Here is a 17,423-nt window from a genome sequence, read left to right on the forward strand (position 1 = left end):
TCTGTCAACAACGGTGAAGAACCGAAACGCCGATGCCGTTTTTTTCAGCAAGGGACGCAGATGGGGACGATTACCAAGGCGCTTGAACTGCTCGACCTGTTCTCGAAATCCCGGCCGGAGATCGGCCTGGGCGAATTCGTGAAACTTGTCGGCCGGGACAAGGCGACGGTGCATCGTCATCTGGTCGAACTAATGCAGAACGGCTGGCTGGAGCAGGACCCGGCCTCGCGCGCCTACCGCCTGGGCCCGGCGATCCTGCGGCTGTCGGCGGTGCGCGAAACAACCTATCCCACCCGCGCCCTGATCCGCCCCGTCGTGCGTCAATTGTCGGAAGACGTCGGCGAACTGGTTCATGCCTCGCTGCTGCAGGGCGATCAGCTGTCGCCGATCTTCTTCGCCGATCCGGGCCGCTACGGCGTTCAGGTGCATTTCAACCTGTCGGAACTTCTTCCCCTGCACGCCACGTCCTCGGGCCTGGCCGTGCTGGCCTTCTGCGCGCCCGATCAGCAGGAGCGTATCCTGACCGGCGCGCTGACGGCCTATACCAAAGCCACCACGACCGACCCCGAGACGCTGCGGGCGCTGATCGAAGACACGCGCCAGACGGGCATCGCGGGCATTTCACAGGCCTTCGACGCCGAAGTCGCCTCGCAGGCCATCGCCGTCTACGGGCCCGGCGACCGGCCGATCGGTGCCCTGTCGGTTTCCGTCCCGTCGGTGCGGGCGACGCCCGAGCATAGGCAAAACATCCGTGGTCCCCTGACCCGGGCCGCGCGCGACATCACCCGGTCCCTCGGCGGTACGTACCCGCCGGATCATCCCCTGTCCCGGCACGAGGCCGAGGTAACGTAAGGAGGCCCTCATGAAAGACGGCAATTTCCTGAAGGAACACAACGCGCGCCACATCTGGCACCCGATGGCGCATCCCGCCGACAGCCAGGCCAACCCGCCCGACATCATCGTGGGGGGCGAGGGCGTGCACATCACCGATGTCGACGGCAACCGCCTGGTCGATGCCGTGGGAGGCCTGTGGAACGTGAACCTTGGCTATTCCTGTCAGCCGGTGAAGGACGCAATCACCGCGCAGCTGGACCGGCTGCCGTATTATTCGATCTTCCGGGGCACCTCGAACGACAATGTCATCGAACTGGGCGAGATCCTGCGCGAATTCTTCGCCGAAGACGGGATGACGCGCGCCTTCTATACCTCGGGCGGGTCCGACAGCGTGGAAATCGCCCTGCGGCTGGCGCGCCAGTATCACAAGGTGCGCGGCGAAGGCGGGCGGGTGAAGTACCTGTCGTTGAAGAAGGGCTATCACGGCACCCATACGCTGGGCGCCAGCGTGAACGGCAACGCCAATTTCCGCACCCAGTACGAGCCGCTGATGCCGGGCTGCTTCCACGTTCCCGCGCCCTATACCTACCGCAACCCGTTCAACGAAACCGATCCCGAGAAGCTGGCGCACCTGTGCATCGCCGCGCTGGAAGACGAGATCGCGTTCCAGGGCCCCGAGACCATCGCCGCCTTCATCATGGAGCCGATCCTTGGCGCGGGCGGCGTGATCCCCCCGCATGAAAGCTTCATGCCGGCGGTGCGCGCGATCTGCGACAAGCACGGGATCCTTCTGATCGCTGACGAGGTGATCACCGCTTTCGGCCGGTCCGGCGACTGGTCGGGCAGCCGTCACTGGGGCGTGAAGCCCGACATGATGACGACCGCCAAGGCGATCACCAACGGGTACTTCCCGTTCGGCGCCGTGATGCTCTCGGACCGCGTGGCCGAGGTGTTCGAGAACGACAAGAGCGGCAAGGCGGCCATCGGGTCCGGCTATACCTATTCCGGGCACCCGGTGGGGGCGGCGGCCGCGATTGCCTGCGTGAAGGAAACCCTGCGCCTGAACGTGAAGGACAACGCGGCGGCGCGGGGTACGCAGCTTTATGGCGGGTTGAAGAAGCTGATGGAGAAGCACGAGATCGTCGGCGACATCCGCGGCGGGCACGGCATGATGGCCGCGCTGGAGCTTGTGTCGGATCGTGACGCCAAGACGCCGCTCGACAAGAAGACCATCGGCGCCGTCCACCGCGCGACGTTCGACGCGGGCGTAATGGTGCGGGTGTCCGGACCGAACATCATCCTCTCACCACCGCTGATCCTGTCGGAAGCCGAGGCTGATACCATCATCGACGCGCTGGATACAGGCCTGTCCGCAGCGCGGTGAAGGCGGAAATCACATCGGGCCGCGCGCACTTACGCGGCCCGATCCGTATCGAACCCAACATCAGATCACCGCCCCGCCCGGAGCATACCCGGGCAGCGGCCGACCCTCCCGTCACGCCAAAGGCGTGCCTTCGGCGCGATGAGGGCGCTTTGCTGAGGTCCCGCTCCGGGCTAATGGCGCGCAGGTGTCGGAGCCTCGCCCCGGAACCAGCGCTGAATCGACCACCCAGGGTCAGGCGCTGCCCTTCCCGACCGACACTCTTTGTCGCCCGTTTTTTCGGCAAGACAACCGCGTCAGCGTCCCGCATGAAAAAATTGTATACAAAAATCCTTTACAGCGTACAGAACTCCCTTCTAGCGTAGCAGCATCAGGAGGACCAATGCCCCACACGCTACGCCAACAGATCGCGGACCTTGTCCTGAACGGAGAGCTCAAGCCCGGCGACCGGCTTGACGAACAGTCTCTGGCCGACCGTTTCGGCGTTTCCCGCACGCCCATCCGCGAAGCGGTGCGCCAGCTCGCGGCCTCGGGCCTGATCGAGATCCGCCCGCGCAGGTCGGCCGTCGTCCGCAGCTTCGACCGGACCGAACTGAACGAGGCCTTCGAGGCCATGGGCGAGATCGAGGCCCTGTGCGCCTCCCGCGCCGCGGTCCGGTTCAACGAGGCCGAGCGCCTGCGCCTGCGCGCCCTGATCGCCACGTCCGAGGACATCAGCGCGCGGGCCGACAGGTCTGCCGCGCTGGAGATGGATTTCGAATTCCACGGCCTGCTGCACGACGGCGCGCGCAACTGGATGCTGAAGGCCGTGGCCGAGGAAACCCGGCTGAAGATCACGCCCTACAGCACCGCGCTCTACATCATGGAAGATTACGACGCCGATCTGGGTACGCCCCATCGGCAGCACAGGGCCATCGCCGACGCCGTTCTGGCGGGCGACGCGGATCTGGCCGGTTCGCTGATGCGCGAACATATCGCGCAGGCCCTGATCTCGCTTCAGGCATTTTTCGACAAGACGGCGGCGCGCGGCACTGCCCGGAAACAGAAGGGCAAGGCCCGATGACACATGTCTATAACGGCCCCGGCTACGCGCCGATGTACGCAACGGGCGCCATGTGCGCGACATCCCATCCCTTCGGCGCGCGGGCCGCGATAGACATTCTGGCCCAAGGCGGCAACGCCGTGGATGCGGCCGTGGCTGGGGCGGTCGTGCTGGGCTTCTGCGAACCGGCGATGACCGGCCTGGGCGGCGATGTCTTCGCGCTGATCCACGATGCAAAAACCGGCGAATGCCGCGGCCTGAATGGATCGGGCCGGGCGCCCGCCGCGTTGCAGGCGGCGGATCTGCGGGCGCAGGGGATGACCGCGATACCGCTCGATTCCGCTCATGCCGTGACGGTGCCGGGCGCGGTCAACGCGTTCGACCGGCTGATCGCGGATGACGGCCGGCTGGACCTTGCGGCGGTGCTGGCCCCTGCCATCCATTACGCCGAAACCGGCGTGCCGGTGCATCGCCGCACGGCCTTCGACGCGAGGGATTTCGGCGACCGGCTGAAAGGCGCGGGGCGCACGCATTTCCTGAAGGACGGCCGCCCCTACCGCGAGGGCGAGATATTCTTGGCCAAGGGACAGGCCGAGGCGCTGAAGCTGATCGCGACCGAAGGCGCCTCGGCCTTCTACGAAGGCCCGATCATGGACGACATGCTGGCAACGCTGAAAGCCGAAGGCGGCCTGCACACGGAAGCCGATTTCGCGGCCACCGCAGCCACGTCCGTCACCCCGATCCGCCGCGCCTACCGTGATCACGACCTGGTCGAGCTTCCACCCAACGGGCAGGGCGCCACGGCCCTGCTGATCGCGGCGTTGCTGGAGCGGTTCGACATGGCCGCGCTGGACCCCAACGGTGCCCAGCGGGTGCATCTGGAGGCAGAAGCGACGCGGCTGGCCTATGGCGCACGGGACAAGTTCATTGGCGATCCGGGTGACGGCGCACTGGATCTGGACGGCATGCTGTCGGACGCGGCGGTGGATGCGCTGGCCGCGCAGATCGACACGCGGCGCGCGGGCACGCTGGTCCAGCCGCGGGCCGAGGCGCTGCACAAGGACACGATCTACATCACCGTTGTCGATGACGACGGGCTGTGCGTGTCGCTGATCTATTCGATCTTCTGGCCCTATGGCTCGGGGCTGGCGACCGAGCGCTACGGGATCAACCTTCAGAACCGCGGCGCCGGGTTCACGCTGCAAGACGGGCATGTCAACGAACTGGCCGGCGGCAAGCGGCCCCTGCACACGCTGATCCCCGGTTTGCTGGAACGCCCGGGCGATTACGCGATACCCTTCGGTGTCATGGGCGGCCCTTACCAGGCCACCGGCCATGCGCACCTCGTGTCGAACCTTGTCGACTACGGAATGGACATCCAGGCGGCCATCGATGCGCCGCGGAGTTTTCTCGACATCGCGACCGGCGAGCTGGAGCTTGAAACCACTTTCAGCGACGCCGTCGCGGCCGAACTGGCCCGGATGGGTCATACCATCACCCGCGCGCCCGTCGGCATGGGCGGGGCGCAGGCCATTCGCCGGGACGTTGCCACCGGGCTTCTGACGGGCGGCAGCGATCCGCGCAAAGACGGGTTCGCACTGGGGGTCTGAACGATGAGCGATCGGGAACGCACAGGGCAGGGCGGCGTCAGCATCGTGGGGATCCTGCGCGGTCTGGCCGGGCTCGCGGTGATCACGCTGCTGTCGGCGCAAATCGTGATCGTGGCGCTGCGCTATGTCTTCTCGATGGGCGCGCCCTGGGCCACGGACCTGCTGACGTACCTGTTCTTCATCATCGTCTCGCTGCCGTTGGCGGGCGTGATCCTGCGTAACGAAAGCGTTCGCGTCGACGTGATCAGCCAGCGCTTCCCGCGGGCCACGCGGCGGTTCATCGACCGGTTCGCGCTGCTGGGCCTGCTGTTCCCCGCGATGGCCTGGGCCGCGTGGAAGACGGTGCCGATGGTCCAGACGTCGTGGCGTGTGCTTGAAAGCTCTCCCACCCTTGGCGGTTTGCCCGGCTTCTTCATCCTGAAGACGATCACCGCGCTGGTCTTCGTCATGCTGGCGGCCCTTGCGCTGCTTCTGGGCCTGCGCCCGAGCCTTTACCGCGGGAGCGACGATTCATGAGCGGTGCCCTTCTGATCCTGCTGGGAGTCCTGCTTCTGGGCGGTATCCTGTCCGGTGCGCCGGTGTCCTTTGTCCTGATCGGCGTGCCGACGCTGATCGCCTTCCTTGGCGCGACGTTCGGCCATTTCGATCTGGGCTTCCTTGCGGCTTTCCCGTCGCGCGCCTTCGGGATCATGACCAATGACGTGTTCCTGTCAGTGCCGCTTTTCGTGCTGATGGGCGGGCTGCTGGAAAAGTCCGACATCGCCAAGCGGATGATGCTGACCGCGGGCGCGCTGTTCGGCGACCGCGAAGGCGGGATGGCCTATGCCGTGGTGATCGTGGGCGCGCTGCTGGCCGCATCGACCGGCGTGATCGGCGCCTCGATCTTCATGCTGGGCCTGATCGCGATGCCCGCGATGTTGCAGGCGGGGTATTCGAAATCGCTGGCCTCGGGAGTGATCTGCGCCTCGGGCTCGTTGGGGCAGATCATCCCCCCATCGATCCTGCTGATCCTGCTGACCGACCAGATCTCGTCCGCCTACCAGGCCGGGCGCCGGTCGGCCGGCGAATGGGCGGTGGAACCCGTGTCGGTCGGCGACCTGTTCGCCGGGGCCTTCATTCCCGGTCTGCTGCTGGTGGCACTTTACATCCTCTACGTCTTCTTCATGTCGAAACGGCGGCCCGACACCTGCCCGCCCGTCGTGATGCGGGACGAGGCCGGCAACCGCACCCGCCCCGATCTGAAAGAGGTCACCTATTCGCTGGTCCTGCCGCTGTTGCTGATCGTGATCGTCCTGGGCTCGATCCTGGGCGGGATCGCGACGGCCACGGAAAGCGCGGCGCTTGGCGCGGCAGGCGCTTTGGTGATGACGGCGATGGACCGTCCCGGCGTACCGCGCTGGCGGCTTGCGGTCATGCTGGCGGTCCTGCCGGCCGCCATCGCGCTGGTGCTGGTCAAGTTCGCCGGCGGCGCGCAGGCGGGGCCGCTTGCCGCCGCCTTCGGAACCGTGGCGCTTGTCTTCCTGTGCGTGGGCACGCTGACCGCGCTGGCACAGGAATTGCGGCACGGCGGCGTTTGGGCCGTCTCCGTCGACACTGCCAGCATGGTGGCGATGCTCACGCTGATCGTGCTGGGCGCAACGATGCTGTCGCTGGTCTTCCGGGGCCTGCACGGCGAGGCGATGGTCGAGGATTTCCTGCACGGGCTGCCCGGCGGCAACATGACGGCGGTGCTGGTCGTCATGGCGATCATCTTCCTGCTGGGCTTCGTCATCGAATATGTCGAGATCATCTTCATCGTCGTCCCCATCGCCGGGCCGCCGCTGATGGCCGCGGGCGTCGATCCGGTGTGGTTCGCGATCCTGATCAGCATGAACCTTCAGATCAGCTTCCTGACGCCCCCCTTCGGCTACGCGCTGTTCTACTTCCGCCGGGTGGCCCCGGCTTCCGTGCAGACCATCGACATCTACAGGGGGATCCTGCCGTTCATCCTTCTGCAGATCGTCGCGCTGGCGATCGTCGTGCTGGTTCCCGGCCTCGCGACATGGTTGCCCGACGCGATCTACCACTGAACGGCTCCACCAACAGGGATGAGATAAAATGAAAAGAAGAGCCTTCATCACCGCGGCAGCCACCGCGCCCGCCGCGCTTGCGGCACCGTCCATCGTCAGCGCGCAGGCGCAGCATAACTGGAAACTCGTCACGTCCCTGCCGCGGGGCCTGCCGGGACCGGGGGTTTCGGCGCAACGCTGGGCCGACCGTGTCACCGCGATCACCGAAGGCGCGATCAAGGTCGATGTCTTCGGTGCGGGCGAACTGGTGGCCCCTTTCGCCACGCAGGAAGCCGTGGAAAGCGGCACGGCCGAGGTCTATCACGGCTCGGGCTCGTGGTTCTCGGGCCGTGACACCGCGCACGCGTTCTTTACCGCCGCACCCTTTGGGCTGACGTTCGACGAGATGCACGCGTGGATGTATTACGGTGGCGGGCAGGAGTTGCTGGACGAATTTACCGCGCCGCGGAACCTGAAAGTCTTCATCGGCGGCGGCTCCGGCGTGCAGACGGCGGGCTGGTTCAAGAAACCGATCAATTCGCTGAGTGATCTGCAGGGCCTGAACTTCCGCGCCGCGGGTCTCTACGGAGAGGTCCTGCGCAAGCTGGGCGTGAACCCCACGTCGATTCCCCCCGGGGATATCTTCGCCTCGCTTCAGGCGGGCACGCTGGACGGCGCGGAATGGGTTGGTCCGTCGAACGATCTGGCATTCGGTCTGCCGAATGTAGCGGGCTACATGTATGCGCCGTCGCCCGTCGAGATCTACGGCGGGATCGAATTCGGCATTGGTCTGGATGCCTGGAACGCGCTGACCGACGGCCAACGCGTGATGGTGGAAGCGGTCACGGAAGCCGAGGCGAACCGGTCTTCGGGCGACACCCTTCATGCGCACCTGCAAGCCTACGAGAAGCTGCGCGCCATGCCGGATCTGACCATCGGCACCTTCCCGGACGATGTGTGGGAGGCGATCATCACCGCCTCGCGCGAGGTCATCGACGAGGTCAAGCAGACCAGCGATTTCCATGGACGGTTCGTCACGGCCTATTACGACTACGTCCGGCAGGCGACCGAGTACAAACGCTACTACGATACCGCGTTCCTGATCGAACGGCAGAAGTTCTTCAGCTGAATCGAAACGCCGGCCTGCCTGATGGCGGGCCGGCGTTCCTTTCGGGGGCTATGAAACGACGATCCGGACCAGATCCGTGCGCACGGTCGGAACGCATGGGTCACACCGGTCGCGTTACTCGGCCAGCAGGGCGTCGATCTCGCCCAGCGTTTTTGTATCGGCGTCGATCTGGGCCGTGGTTGCGGCCGCATCCTTCCAGTAGATCACCGCGCCGGTTTCGGCGGCGATCTGCTGGGCCTTGTCGGATTCGATGACCTTCTTGGCGACAACGGCGATCTTCTCGCGCACCTCGGCCGGCGTGTCCTTGTGCACGAAAAGCCCGTTCCACAGGCTGGCAGACAGTTCGGGTGTCAGTTCCTTGATCGTCGGAACATCCGGTGTCAGCGGAATGCGCGTGTCGCCGATGGTGGCCAGGATGGTGACGTCGTCCATGCAGGGCATGACCGATTGCAGGTTGGTGTTGATCACGTCAGCATCGCCCGAGGCCAGCGTGTTGCAATCCAGCGCGTCGAATGCCGTGTCGGAATCATAGGCGAAATCGTTCAGCTTGGCATGGGCCAGCGTGACCTGCGTCGGGATCAGGAACGATCCGAAATGGCCAAGCGCCACCGGGTTTTCCTTGGCGTGCGCGGCCAGGCCTTCCATGTCGGAATAGGGCTGGCTGGCCGACGACACGATGACGAACGGATAGGTCAGGAACGATCCCACCGGCTCGAACGGGTTGGGATCCAGCGCAGGAATGCCGACCAGCGGACCCACCACGGGAATGTCGATCACGAAGGACCCGATGGTGTAGCCGTCCGGCGCCGCATTGGCGACTTCGGCGGCGCCGGGGAACGGGCCGCCGCCGCCGCCGGGCTTGTTCACCACCGCCGCGGGCACATCGTATGTGGCCTGGAATTCATCCGCGATCAGGCGCGTGAACACGTCCTCCAGATCGCCCGGCGGGAACGGCACCACGAATTCCACCGGCTGTTCGGGGTATTCGGCGAAGGCGGCAAACGGCACTGCGGATGCGGTCAGTACCAGCGCGCCGGCTTTTGCGATTGTCGATGTCATTGAAGGCTCCCTGCGTAAGTGTCATTATTCAACACGTTGTATGCAAAAAACATTGAAGCTGTTAATCTAAGCTGTCAACACATAGCTGCGCATGTGTTTCCCGAAGGACTGGAGCGGCACCCATGGGGACGATCACCAAGGCTCTGACATTGCTCAATCACTTCTCGGCCGACCGCGCGGAAATCGGGTTGGCCAGTTTCGTGCGCCTCACAGGGGGCGACAAGGCCACCGTGCGGCGCCACCTCGTGGAATTGCAGGACAATGGATTTCTTGAACAAAATCCCGACAGCCGCCGGTACCGGCTAGGTCCCGCGGTGTTGCGGCTGGCCGCCGTACGCGAACGCAGCTTCCCGATGCGCAGCGTCGTGGCGCCCATTGTCGACGAGATGTCGGCGGCACTTGGGGAACTGGTGCACGCCGCCGTCCTACAGGGCGACATGATGTCGACGGTCTATTTCGCGGACCCGAAGATACACGGCACCCACGTGATCTTCGACGAATCAGAGATGCTGCCATTGCACGCCACCGCCTCGGGTCTGGCGATGCTGGCTTTCGGGCCGGAAGGCACAACCGACTACGCGATCGCGCAGGACAGGCTGTCCTATGCGCCCAATACTGTGATCGCGAAGTCCGACCTGCTGCACCTTGTCCGCCAGACCCGCGCGCAGGGCTTCAGCTTTGCCGACCAGTTCTTCACGCTCGACATCCAGTCCATCGGAATGCCCTTCTTCGGGATCGACGGCGCGGCAGTCGGCACGCTGGCCGTCCCGGTCCCGCAGGCGCGGATGACGGCCGGTCTGCGCGACGATATCATCGAGCACCTGGCCAACGGCTGCGCCGCCATAACCCGCTCGCTGGGCGGCGAGATGCCGGCCATCTGCAAGCCCGGACGCCCCCGCACGGAGACCATTTCATGACACGCACGACGCAACAGCTCCTGGCCGACCGCACGCGGCTGCTGGGGCCTAACGTTTCCACCTTCTACGACGATCCGGTGCATTTCGTGAAAGGCGAAGGCGTCTGGCTGTGGGATGCCGACGGGCGCAAGTACCTGGATTGCTACAACAACGTGCCCGTAGTGGGGCACTGCAACCCGAGGGTGGTCGAGGCGATTGCCACGCAGGCCGCCACGCTGAACACGCACACAAGATATCTGCACGACACGATTCTGGATTATGTCGAGGCGCTGACCGAAACGCTTGACAACAGCCTGAACACCGCGATCCTGACGTGCACGGGGTCCGAGGCCAACGATGTCGCCTTGCGGATGGCCGAGGCGGTGACCGGCAAACGCGGCATCATCGCGACAGACGCCACCTACCATGGCAACACGGCGCTCGTCAGCCAGCTGAGCAAGTCGAACGTGCCCACCGTGGGCTTCGGGCTGGAACAGTATTTCCGCTTCGTCGATGCGCCCGACAGCTACCGCAATCCCGATCCGGACGGAACGAAATTTGCCGCCGCCGTGGCCGAACAGATCGCGGCGCACGAGGCGTCGGGCACCGGGTTCGCCGCGTTGGTGGTCTGCCCGTACTTCCTGAACGAAGGCTTCCCGAACCATCCCGACGGCTGGCTGAAGGCCACGGCCGAGGTGGTCCGCAAGGCCGGGGGGCTTCTGATCTGTGACGAGGTGCAATCGGGCTTCGGCCGCACCGGCACCCATATGTGGGCGCACGAGAAGATGGGCGTGGTGCCCGACATCATGACGCTGGGCAAGCCCATGGCCAATGGCCACCCGGTGGGCGGCGTGGTGACAGGCGCCGATACGATGGCCGCGTTCCGGTCGGGTTATCGCTATTTCAACACCTTCGGCGGCAACCCGGTGAGCAGCGCGGCAGCTTTGGCCGTGCTCAGGGAAATCCAGGAGCGGTCGCTGGTGGAAAACGCCCGCGTCGTGGGCGCGCACGCGCAGGTCCGCCTTCGGGACCTGATGGACCGCTACGACTGCATCGGCGACGTGCGCGGCTCGGGGCTGGTTTTCGGTGCGGAAATGGTGACCGACCGCGCCACGAAGGAACCGGCCAGCGCCTATACAGACCGTCTGATCAACGCGATGCGCCACGAAGGCTTCATCCTGTCCAAGCTGGGCCGGCACAAGAACGCGCTGAAGATCCGGCCGCCGCTGGTGTTCTCGATCGACAACGCCGACATGCTGTTCGATGCGCTGGACAAGGTGCTGCGGGACACGCCCCTGACATGAGCGCGACCGTCGAAAAGGCGCTGCATCTGTGGGGGATGGAGGGCGCCGAGTACACCCTGTTCGCCGCGCGCGAAAACGCGGTGCACCGGGTGCGGCAGGGCGGGCAGGCCTTTGCGCTGAGGCTGCATCGTGAGGGCTACCGGACGGATGCGGAACTGACCTCGGAACTTGCGATGATGGAGGCGGCGGGGCAGGCGGGGCTACAGGTGCCTGCACCCTGCGTCTCGGCGGAGGGGGCGTTCCTGCATGTCGTCGACGGTATCCAGATCGACCTGCTGACATGGCTGGCCGGCGCGCCCGTGGGCAAGTCGGGTGAACCTCTGCCCCCCGCGCGCGGGGCTAATCTGTTTCACGATTTGGGCCGGGAAATGGCCCGGCTGCATGGCGCATGGGACGGCTGGGCGCGGCCCGATGGGTTCGACCGCTGCGCGTGGGATCGCGCGGGGCTGTTGGGCGCGGCGCCAGTCTGGGGCCGCTTCTGGGACAATCCGACCTTGGACGCAGGGGACTGCGCCCTGTTCACCCGGCTGCGAGAGGTCGCCGATGCCGATCTCTCCCGACGCGAGGCCGGGCTGGACTATGGTCTGATCCACGCCGACCTGGTGCGCGAGAACGTGATGGTCGATGGCGACCGCGTCCAGTTGATCGACTTCGACGATGCGGGGTTCGGCTTCAGGCTGTTCGACGTGGCGACCACGCTGCTGAAGAACATGAATGAACCCAACTACCCCGAACTGAAAGCGGCTCTGCTGACCGGCTACCGCTCGATCCGGGCGCTGGATACCGATGCACTGGACCTGTTCATGGTGCTGCGCTCGGCCACCTATGTGGGCTGGATCATGACGAAGCTGGACGAAGACGGCGCCGCGGCCCGAAATGCGCGGTTCGTCTCGACGACGCGGCAGCTGGCGCAGGACTATCTGACCGGGGAAGGAGCAACCCCATGACCCGTTTCCAAGGCAAGACCGCGATCATCACCGGCGCCGGGACCGGCATCGGTGCCGCCATCGCCGACCGTTTCGCGGCCGAAGGCGGCAACGTCATCCTGACCGGCCGTCGTCCCGGACCCATCACGGCAGTGGCCGGCCGGTGCGGCGGCGTTGCGGTGGCGGGGGATGCGTCCTCCTCGGAGCATATGGCGACGTTGGTGGCGTTGGCGAAGGAACGCTTCGGTGGGCTCGACATCATGGTCTGCAACGCCGGGGGCTTCGGTTTCGGCACGTTGACCGAAACCGGCGAGGAAGACTGGGGCAATGCCGTTCAGGCCAACCTCACCACCGCTTACGCGGCCGCGCGGGCGGCGCTTCCGGCACTGGTCGAACGGCAGGGCAACGTGCTGATGATGGCCTCGATCGCGGGGCTGGCGGCGGGACCCGAGGCGTGCGGCTATGTCACCATGAAACATGGGTTGCTAGGCCTGACCAAGTCCATCGCTCGCGATTTCGGGCCTAAGGGCGTGCGGTGCAACGCGATCTGCCCCGGCTGGGTGCGAACCGAAATGGCCGACATGGAAATGGCCGAGCTGATGGAGCGCAAGGGGCTGGACACGGTGGAAGCGGCCTATGCCCTGGTAACCCGCGATGTCCCCCTGCGCCGCCCGGCCGAAGCGGCGGACGTGGCAGCGGCGGCCGCGTTCCTGTGTTCGGACGAGGCGAAGATGATCACCGGCAGCATCCTGACGGTCGATGGTGGCGCGACCATCGTTGACGTTCCGACGCTGGCGTTCTGAAGCGGGCGAATTGTCCGACGGACAATGCCCGCGGTCTTTGGTATTTCTTGCGGTCAGGGCAGTGTTGCAAGGAAGGCCGGGCCATGACGATCACACGGCAGGAAGAACTGGACCGGCTGAAAGAGATCGGCCGCATCGTTGCCAACACAATGCACGCCATGGCCAAGGCGATGGAGCCCGGCATGACGACCCGCGAGCTGGACGAGATCGGCAGCGTGCTGCTCGAGACCGAGGGCGCCGTGTCGGCCCCGAAATCCACCTACGGTTTCCCGGGCGCGACCTGCATCAGCGTGAACGAGGAGATCGCCCACGGCATCCCCGGCGACCGGGCGATCCGGGCTGGTGATCTCGTCAACATCGACGTGTCGGCGTCGAAGGACGGCTATTTCGCAGATACAGGCGCCACGTTTCGCGTGGGCTCCGTGCATCCGACGCTTGATCGCCTGTGCCGCGACGGGAAACGCGCGATGGAGATCGGGGTTGCACAGGTGCGCGGCGGCCAGCCGCTGGCCGGCATCGGGAATGCCGTCGGGCGTTTCGCGTCGGACCGCGGCTACACGCTGATCCGCAATCTTGCCAGCCACGGCATCGGCCGGTCGCTGCACGAATACCCGCAGGAGATCGCGACCTGGCCCACGCGCAAGGACAGGCGGCGCATCGACAAGGGGCTGGTGCTGACCGTCGAGCCGTTCCTGTCCACCGGCGGTGTGTGGGCTGCACAGGGCGACGATGGCTGGACGCTTTACAGCGAACCGTCTGCTCCGGTGGTACAGTACGAACATACGGTCGTGGCGACGGACAGCGAGGCGATCATTTTGACGATGCCCGGCTAGGGCGCCAACGGCCCTTCGGGCCGCCGTTACAATTCGCAAGATTCTGGCAATCGTCAGGAAAAAGTTGACGCCGACGGTACAGGTCGCTTCAGTTGGGACGGACGAAAGAATTCCGGCCAACGGATGTGTCAGGCGGGCCGAAGGTCCCGCAGGGAGGAACTACATGGCTCAGTCGCAAGGCGGCGCTTCGGCGCTGCTCTCCTTGCCTGCGTTGCTGAATCGCAATGCGACCCAGTTCGGGACCAAGCCCGCCTTCCGCGAGAAGGAATTCGGCATCTGGCAAACCTGGACATGGGCCGATGTCGAACGGGAGGTCGAGGCGCTGGCGCTTGGCCTCATCCAGATGGGCGTGGGCAAGGGCGACTTTGTCGCCATCATCGGGCGCAACCGGCCGCACCTGTATTGGGCCGTCGTGGCGATCGAACGGGCGGGGGCCATTCCCGTGCCGCTCTACCAGGACTCCGGCGCCGAGGAGATGGCCTATGTGCTGGATCATTGCGGCGCCAAGGTCGTCGTGGCCAGCGATCAGGAGCAGGTCGACAAGGTCTTCGAGATTCAAGGAAAACTGCACCAGTTCGAACACCTGATCTATCTCGATCCCCGCGGCCTGCGGAAATACGACCATTCGCATCTGCACCGGTTCAGCGACGTGCAGGAGAAGGGCCGCGCCGCCCGTGACGACCTGATCCGCGAACTGGAGGCGCGGACCGCTGCGCTGACCTACGACGATCCGTGCGTGATGCTCTACACGTCGGGGACGACAGGCAAGCCCAAGGGCGTGGTGCTGTCGAACCGCAACATCATCGAAAGCTCGAAAGCCTCGTCCGAATTCGACAAGCTGACCAAGGACGAGGAAATACTCGCCTACCTGCCGATGGCATGGGTGGGGGATTTCATCTTCTCGGTGGGGCAGGCGTACTGGAACGGGTTCTGCGTGAACTGTCCGGAAAGCCCCGAGACGATGTACGAGAACCTGCACGAGATTGCGCCCACGTACTTCTTTGCGCCGCCGCGCTATTTCGAGGAGCGGATCACCATCCTGACGATCCGGATGGAAGATGCCGGGCGACTGAAACACTGGCTGTTCAAGCGATTCATGGAACTGGGCCGCAAGGTTGGCCCGCAACTGCTCGACGGCAAAACCGTGAGCGCGTGGGACAGGTTCCTTTACGGGCTGGGCAACATCCTCGTCTATTCACCGATTCGAAATCGCGCGGGCATGAGCCGTGTGCGCGTGGGCTACACCGCGGGCGAAGCGATCGGGCCCGAGATATTCGACTTCTGGCGCTCATTGGGCATCAACCTGAAGCAGCTTTACGGGCAGACCGAGGCATCGGTCTTCATCACCCAGCAGCCCGACAATGAGGTCCGCGCCGACACGGTGGGTGTGCCGAGCCCGGGGGTGGAACTGCGCATCGACGAGACGGGAGAGGTCTTCTACCGCTCGCCCGGGGTGTTCGTGGAATACTACAAGAACCCCGAAAGCACGGCGTCGACCAAGGATGCCGAAGGCTGGGTGGCGACGGGGGATGCCGGGTTTATCGAGGACGGGACCGGCCATCTGCGGATCATCGACCGCGCGAAAGACGTGGGCAAGATGGCCGACGGTGCAATGTTCGCGCCGAAATATGTCGAGAACAAGCTGAAGTTCTATCCCAATATCCTGGAAGCGGTCCTGTTCGGGAACGAGCGGACGGAATGTGTGGCCTTCATCAACATCGACCTGACGGCGGTGGGGAACTGGGCGGAACGGAACAACATCGCCTATTCGTCGTACCAGGAACTGGCGGGCCACCCGCAGGTGATGGAGACGGTGCAGGCCCATGTCGAGGAAGTGAACAAGTCGGTGGCCGAAGATGACATGCTGTCGGGCTGCCAGATCCACCGGTTCGTGATCCTGCACAAGGAACTGGATGCTGACGATGGCGAACTGACCCGCACACGGAAGGTGCGCCGGCGGATCATCGAGGAGAAATACGCCGATATCGTCGTCGCGCTTTACGATGGGTCGAAGGAGATCGCGACGAAGACGGAAGTAACGTACGAGGACGGACGCAAGGGATCGATCAGCGCGGTGCTGGAGATCCGGGATGCGGCCGTCGTGCCGGTGGTGCCGCAGAAGGTTGCCGCGGAATGACGGGTGACGTGCGCCTGCGGCGACACCCCACCCGCCATCCCGCAGGGGCGATGGTGATGGCGCTGGCCGTGATGGCTTCACCCGCCGTTGCGGGCTTTGCCGAGGACTGGACCGGGGCCGCGACCCGGTGTTTCGAGGCCGTGGACGAGGGCCGGGCGCTGGCGACCGACGGGTACTCTCTGGTCGACGGCGAGGCCGGGGGCGACTGGGCGGACCGGATCTGGCGCAAGGGCGGCGTGGCGATTGTGCAGCGGGTGCTGGAGGCCGGCGGGTCGGTTGACCCACGGGTCTGCGACGTGCGGAACATCGAATACCTGTCACTGGGCAGCATTGCGGCCGTGACCGGGGCTTACGCCGATATGCTGGGGCGGTTGACCGGGGACCGGGGCTATGTCCAGCGGCAGTTCCCGCCCGGCTATCGCAAGGGCAACGGGATGGTGTCGGAGCTGCGATCAAGCCAGCCGGGGCCGCGCGGGTGCCGGGTGGCGGTGAGTTTCGTCACCGCGCCGGCGGATGGCCTTGTGATCTTCTCGGTCAGTGAAATCGGACGGCAGCCGTGCGGGGCGCTGCCAGCGGAGGGGAGCGCGGGATGAAGGACACCGACGGGAGCTACATCACCGAGGACGGCCGCAAGATTGGCGGCGTGGTGATGGAAATGAAGAACATCACCCTCAAATTCGGCGGGGTGAACGCGATTTCCGACATCTCGTTCGACATCCGCGAGGGCGAGATCCGCGCGATCATCGGGCCGAACGGCGCCGGCAAGTCTTCGATGCTGAACGTGATCTCGGGCTTCTACATCCCGCAGGAGGGCGAAGTCTGGTTTCATGGCAAGCCGCGCCCGCAGATGAAGCCCTACGAGGTCGCGCGCCAAGGCATTGCGCGGACGTTCCAGAACATCGCCCTGTTCGAGGGCATGAGCGTTCTGGACAACGTGATGACCGGCCGGCTGACCCACATGAAATCGGGCCTGTTCGCACAGGCGATCTGGAAAGGCCGGGCCGAAAAGGAGGAGATCGCCAACCGCGAGATCGTGGAGAAGGTGATCGACTTCCTTGAAATTCAGGCGATCCGAAAGACGCCGGTCGCCGGGTTGCCGTACGGCCTGAAAAAACGGGTCGAACTGGCGCGCGCGCTGGCGGCAGAACCCAGGCTTCTGCTGCTGGACGAGCCCATGGCCGGCATGAACGTCGAGGAGAAGGAGGACATGTGCCGCTTCATCCTGGACGTGAACGACGAATTCGGGACCACCATCGCCCTGATCGAACACGACATGGGCGTGGTGATGGATCTGTCGGACCGGGTGGTCGTGATGGATTACGGCAAGAAGATCGGGGACGGCACACCGGAAGAGGTGCGCGCGAACCAGGAAGTCATCGACGCGTATCTTGGTGTGCAGCACTAGGCGGCCGAAAAGGGAA

General features: G+C 65.1%; 16 protein-coding genes. 15 read left to right on the forward strand and 1 reads right to left on the reverse strand.

The genetic code is table 11. The features are described from left to right. The first annotated feature begins 60 nt into the window (after nt 1-60). The 7 genes from D4754_RS20215 to D4754_RS20245 all read left to right on the forward strand — a co-directional run bounded on the left by D4754_RS20215 (nt 61) and on the right by D4754_RS20245 (nt 8,044). The gene (locus tag D4754_RS20215; protein ID WP_121067251.1) at nt 61-852 is read left to right on the forward strand and encodes an IclR family transcriptional regulator; all 792 of its coding nucleotides are present in this window, start codon (nt 61-63) and stop codon (nt 850-852) included. A 10-nt stretch (nt 853-862) separates the two neighbouring features. Next, the gene (locus D4754_RS20220; protein ID WP_121067254.1) at nt 863-2,218 is read left to right on the forward strand and encodes an aspartate aminotransferase family protein; all 1,356 of its coding nucleotides are present in this window, start codon (nt 863-865) and stop codon (nt 2,216-2,218) included. Nucleotides 2,219-2,597: 379 nt separating this feature from the next. After that, entirely contained in the window at nt 2,598-3,278 is a 681-nt protein-coding gene (locus tag D4754_RS20225) for a GntR family transcriptional regulator (RefSeq protein WP_121067257.1), read from the forward strand. After that, the gene (locus tag D4754_RS20230) at nt 3,275-4,867 is read left to right on the forward strand and encodes a gamma-glutamyltransferase family protein (RefSeq protein ID WP_240453955.1); all 1,593 of its coding nucleotides are present in this window, start codon (nt 3,275-3,277) and stop codon (nt 4,865-4,867) included. Before D4754_RS20225 ends, D4754_RS20230 begins: the two co-directional genes overlap by 4 nt. 3 nt (nt 4,868-4,870) lie before the next feature. Further along, entirely contained in the window at nt 4,871-5,383 is a 513-nt protein-coding gene (locus tag D4754_RS20235; protein WP_121067260.1) for a TRAP transporter small permease subunit, read from the forward strand. Further along, nucleotides 5,380-6,936, forward strand: coding sequence for a TRAP transporter large permease (locus D4754_RS20240; RefSeq protein WP_121067263.1), 1,557 nt, complete (start codon nt 5,380-5,382; stop codon nt 6,934-6,936). The genes D4754_RS20235 and D4754_RS20240 overlap by 4 nt, the downstream gene beginning before the upstream one ends. Nucleotides 6,937-6,964: 28 nt before the next feature. Next, nucleotides 6,965-8,044, forward strand: a complete 1,080-nt coding sequence (locus tag D4754_RS20245; protein WP_121067266.1) for a TRAP transporter substrate-binding protein — start codon at nt 6,965-6,967, stop codon at nt 8,042-8,044. 114 nt (nt 8,045-8,158) lie between these two features. On the opposite strand, the gene D4754_RS20250 is transcribed toward D4754_RS20245, so the two are convergent. After that, a complete protein-coding gene (locus tag D4754_RS20250; RefSeq protein WP_121067269.1) occupies nt 8,159-9,103 on the reverse strand; it encodes a tripartite tricarboxylate transporter substrate binding protein in 945 nt (314 codons plus the stop codon). Nucleotides 9,104-9,225: 122 nt separating this feature from the next. Between D4754_RS20250 and D4754_RS20255 the strand changes: the two genes are divergently transcribed. The 8 genes from D4754_RS20255 (at nt 9,226) to D4754_RS20290 (ending at nt 17,407) form a co-directional block, all read left to right on the forward strand. Continuing rightward, a complete protein-coding gene (locus tag D4754_RS20255; protein ID WP_121067273.1) occupies nt 9,226-10,020 on the forward strand; it encodes an IclR family transcriptional regulator in 795 nt (264 codons plus the stop codon). Then, nucleotides 10,017-11,303, forward strand: a complete 1,287-nt coding sequence (locus tag D4754_RS20260) for an aspartate aminotransferase family protein (protein WP_121067276.1) — start codon at nt 10,017-10,019, stop codon at nt 11,301-11,303. Before D4754_RS20255 ends, D4754_RS20260 begins: the two co-directional genes overlap by 4 nt. After that, complete coding sequence (locus D4754_RS20265; RefSeq protein WP_163025999.1) at nt 11,300-12,250, forward strand: phosphotransferase enzyme family protein; 951 nt, start codon at nt 11,300-11,302, stop codon at nt 12,248-12,250. The genes D4754_RS20260 and D4754_RS20265 overlap by 4 nt, the downstream gene beginning before the upstream one ends. Beyond that, on the forward strand, nt 12,247-13,032 hold the full coding sequence (locus D4754_RS20270; RefSeq protein WP_121067279.1) for an SDR family NAD(P)-dependent oxidoreductase: 786 nt from the start codon (nt 12,247-12,249) through the stop codon (nt 13,030-13,032). The genes D4754_RS20265 and D4754_RS20270 overlap by 4 nt, the downstream gene beginning before the upstream one ends. 83 nt (nt 13,033-13,115) lie before the next feature. Beyond that, complete coding sequence (map, locus tag D4754_RS20275; protein ID WP_121067282.1) at nt 13,116-13,865, forward strand: type I methionyl aminopeptidase; 750 nt, start codon at nt 13,116-13,118, stop codon at nt 13,863-13,865. A 163-nt stretch (nt 13,866-14,028) separates the two neighbouring features. Further along, nucleotides 14,029-16,002, forward strand: coding sequence for an AMP-binding protein (locus D4754_RS20280; RefSeq protein WP_121067285.1), 1,974 nt, complete (start codon nt 14,029-14,031; stop codon nt 16,000-16,002). Next, nucleotides 15,999-16,595, forward strand: a complete 597-nt coding sequence (locus D4754_RS20285; protein ID WP_121067288.1) for a hypothetical protein — start codon at nt 15,999-16,001, stop codon at nt 16,593-16,595. The genes D4754_RS20280 and D4754_RS20285 overlap by 4 nt, the downstream gene beginning before the upstream one ends. Continuing rightward, nucleotides 16,592-17,407, forward strand: coding sequence for an ABC transporter ATP-binding protein (locus D4754_RS20290; protein ID WP_121067291.1), 816 nt, complete (start codon nt 16,592-16,594; stop codon nt 17,405-17,407). Before D4754_RS20285 ends, D4754_RS20290 begins: the two co-directional genes overlap by 4 nt. Nucleotides 17,408-17,423: the final 16 nt, after the last annotated feature.

The sequence above is a fragment of the Chachezhania antarctica genome, assembly GCF_003646465.1.
GTDB lineage: Bacteria > Pseudomonadota > Alphaproteobacteria > Rhodobacterales > Rhodobacteraceae > Chachezhania > Chachezhania antarctica.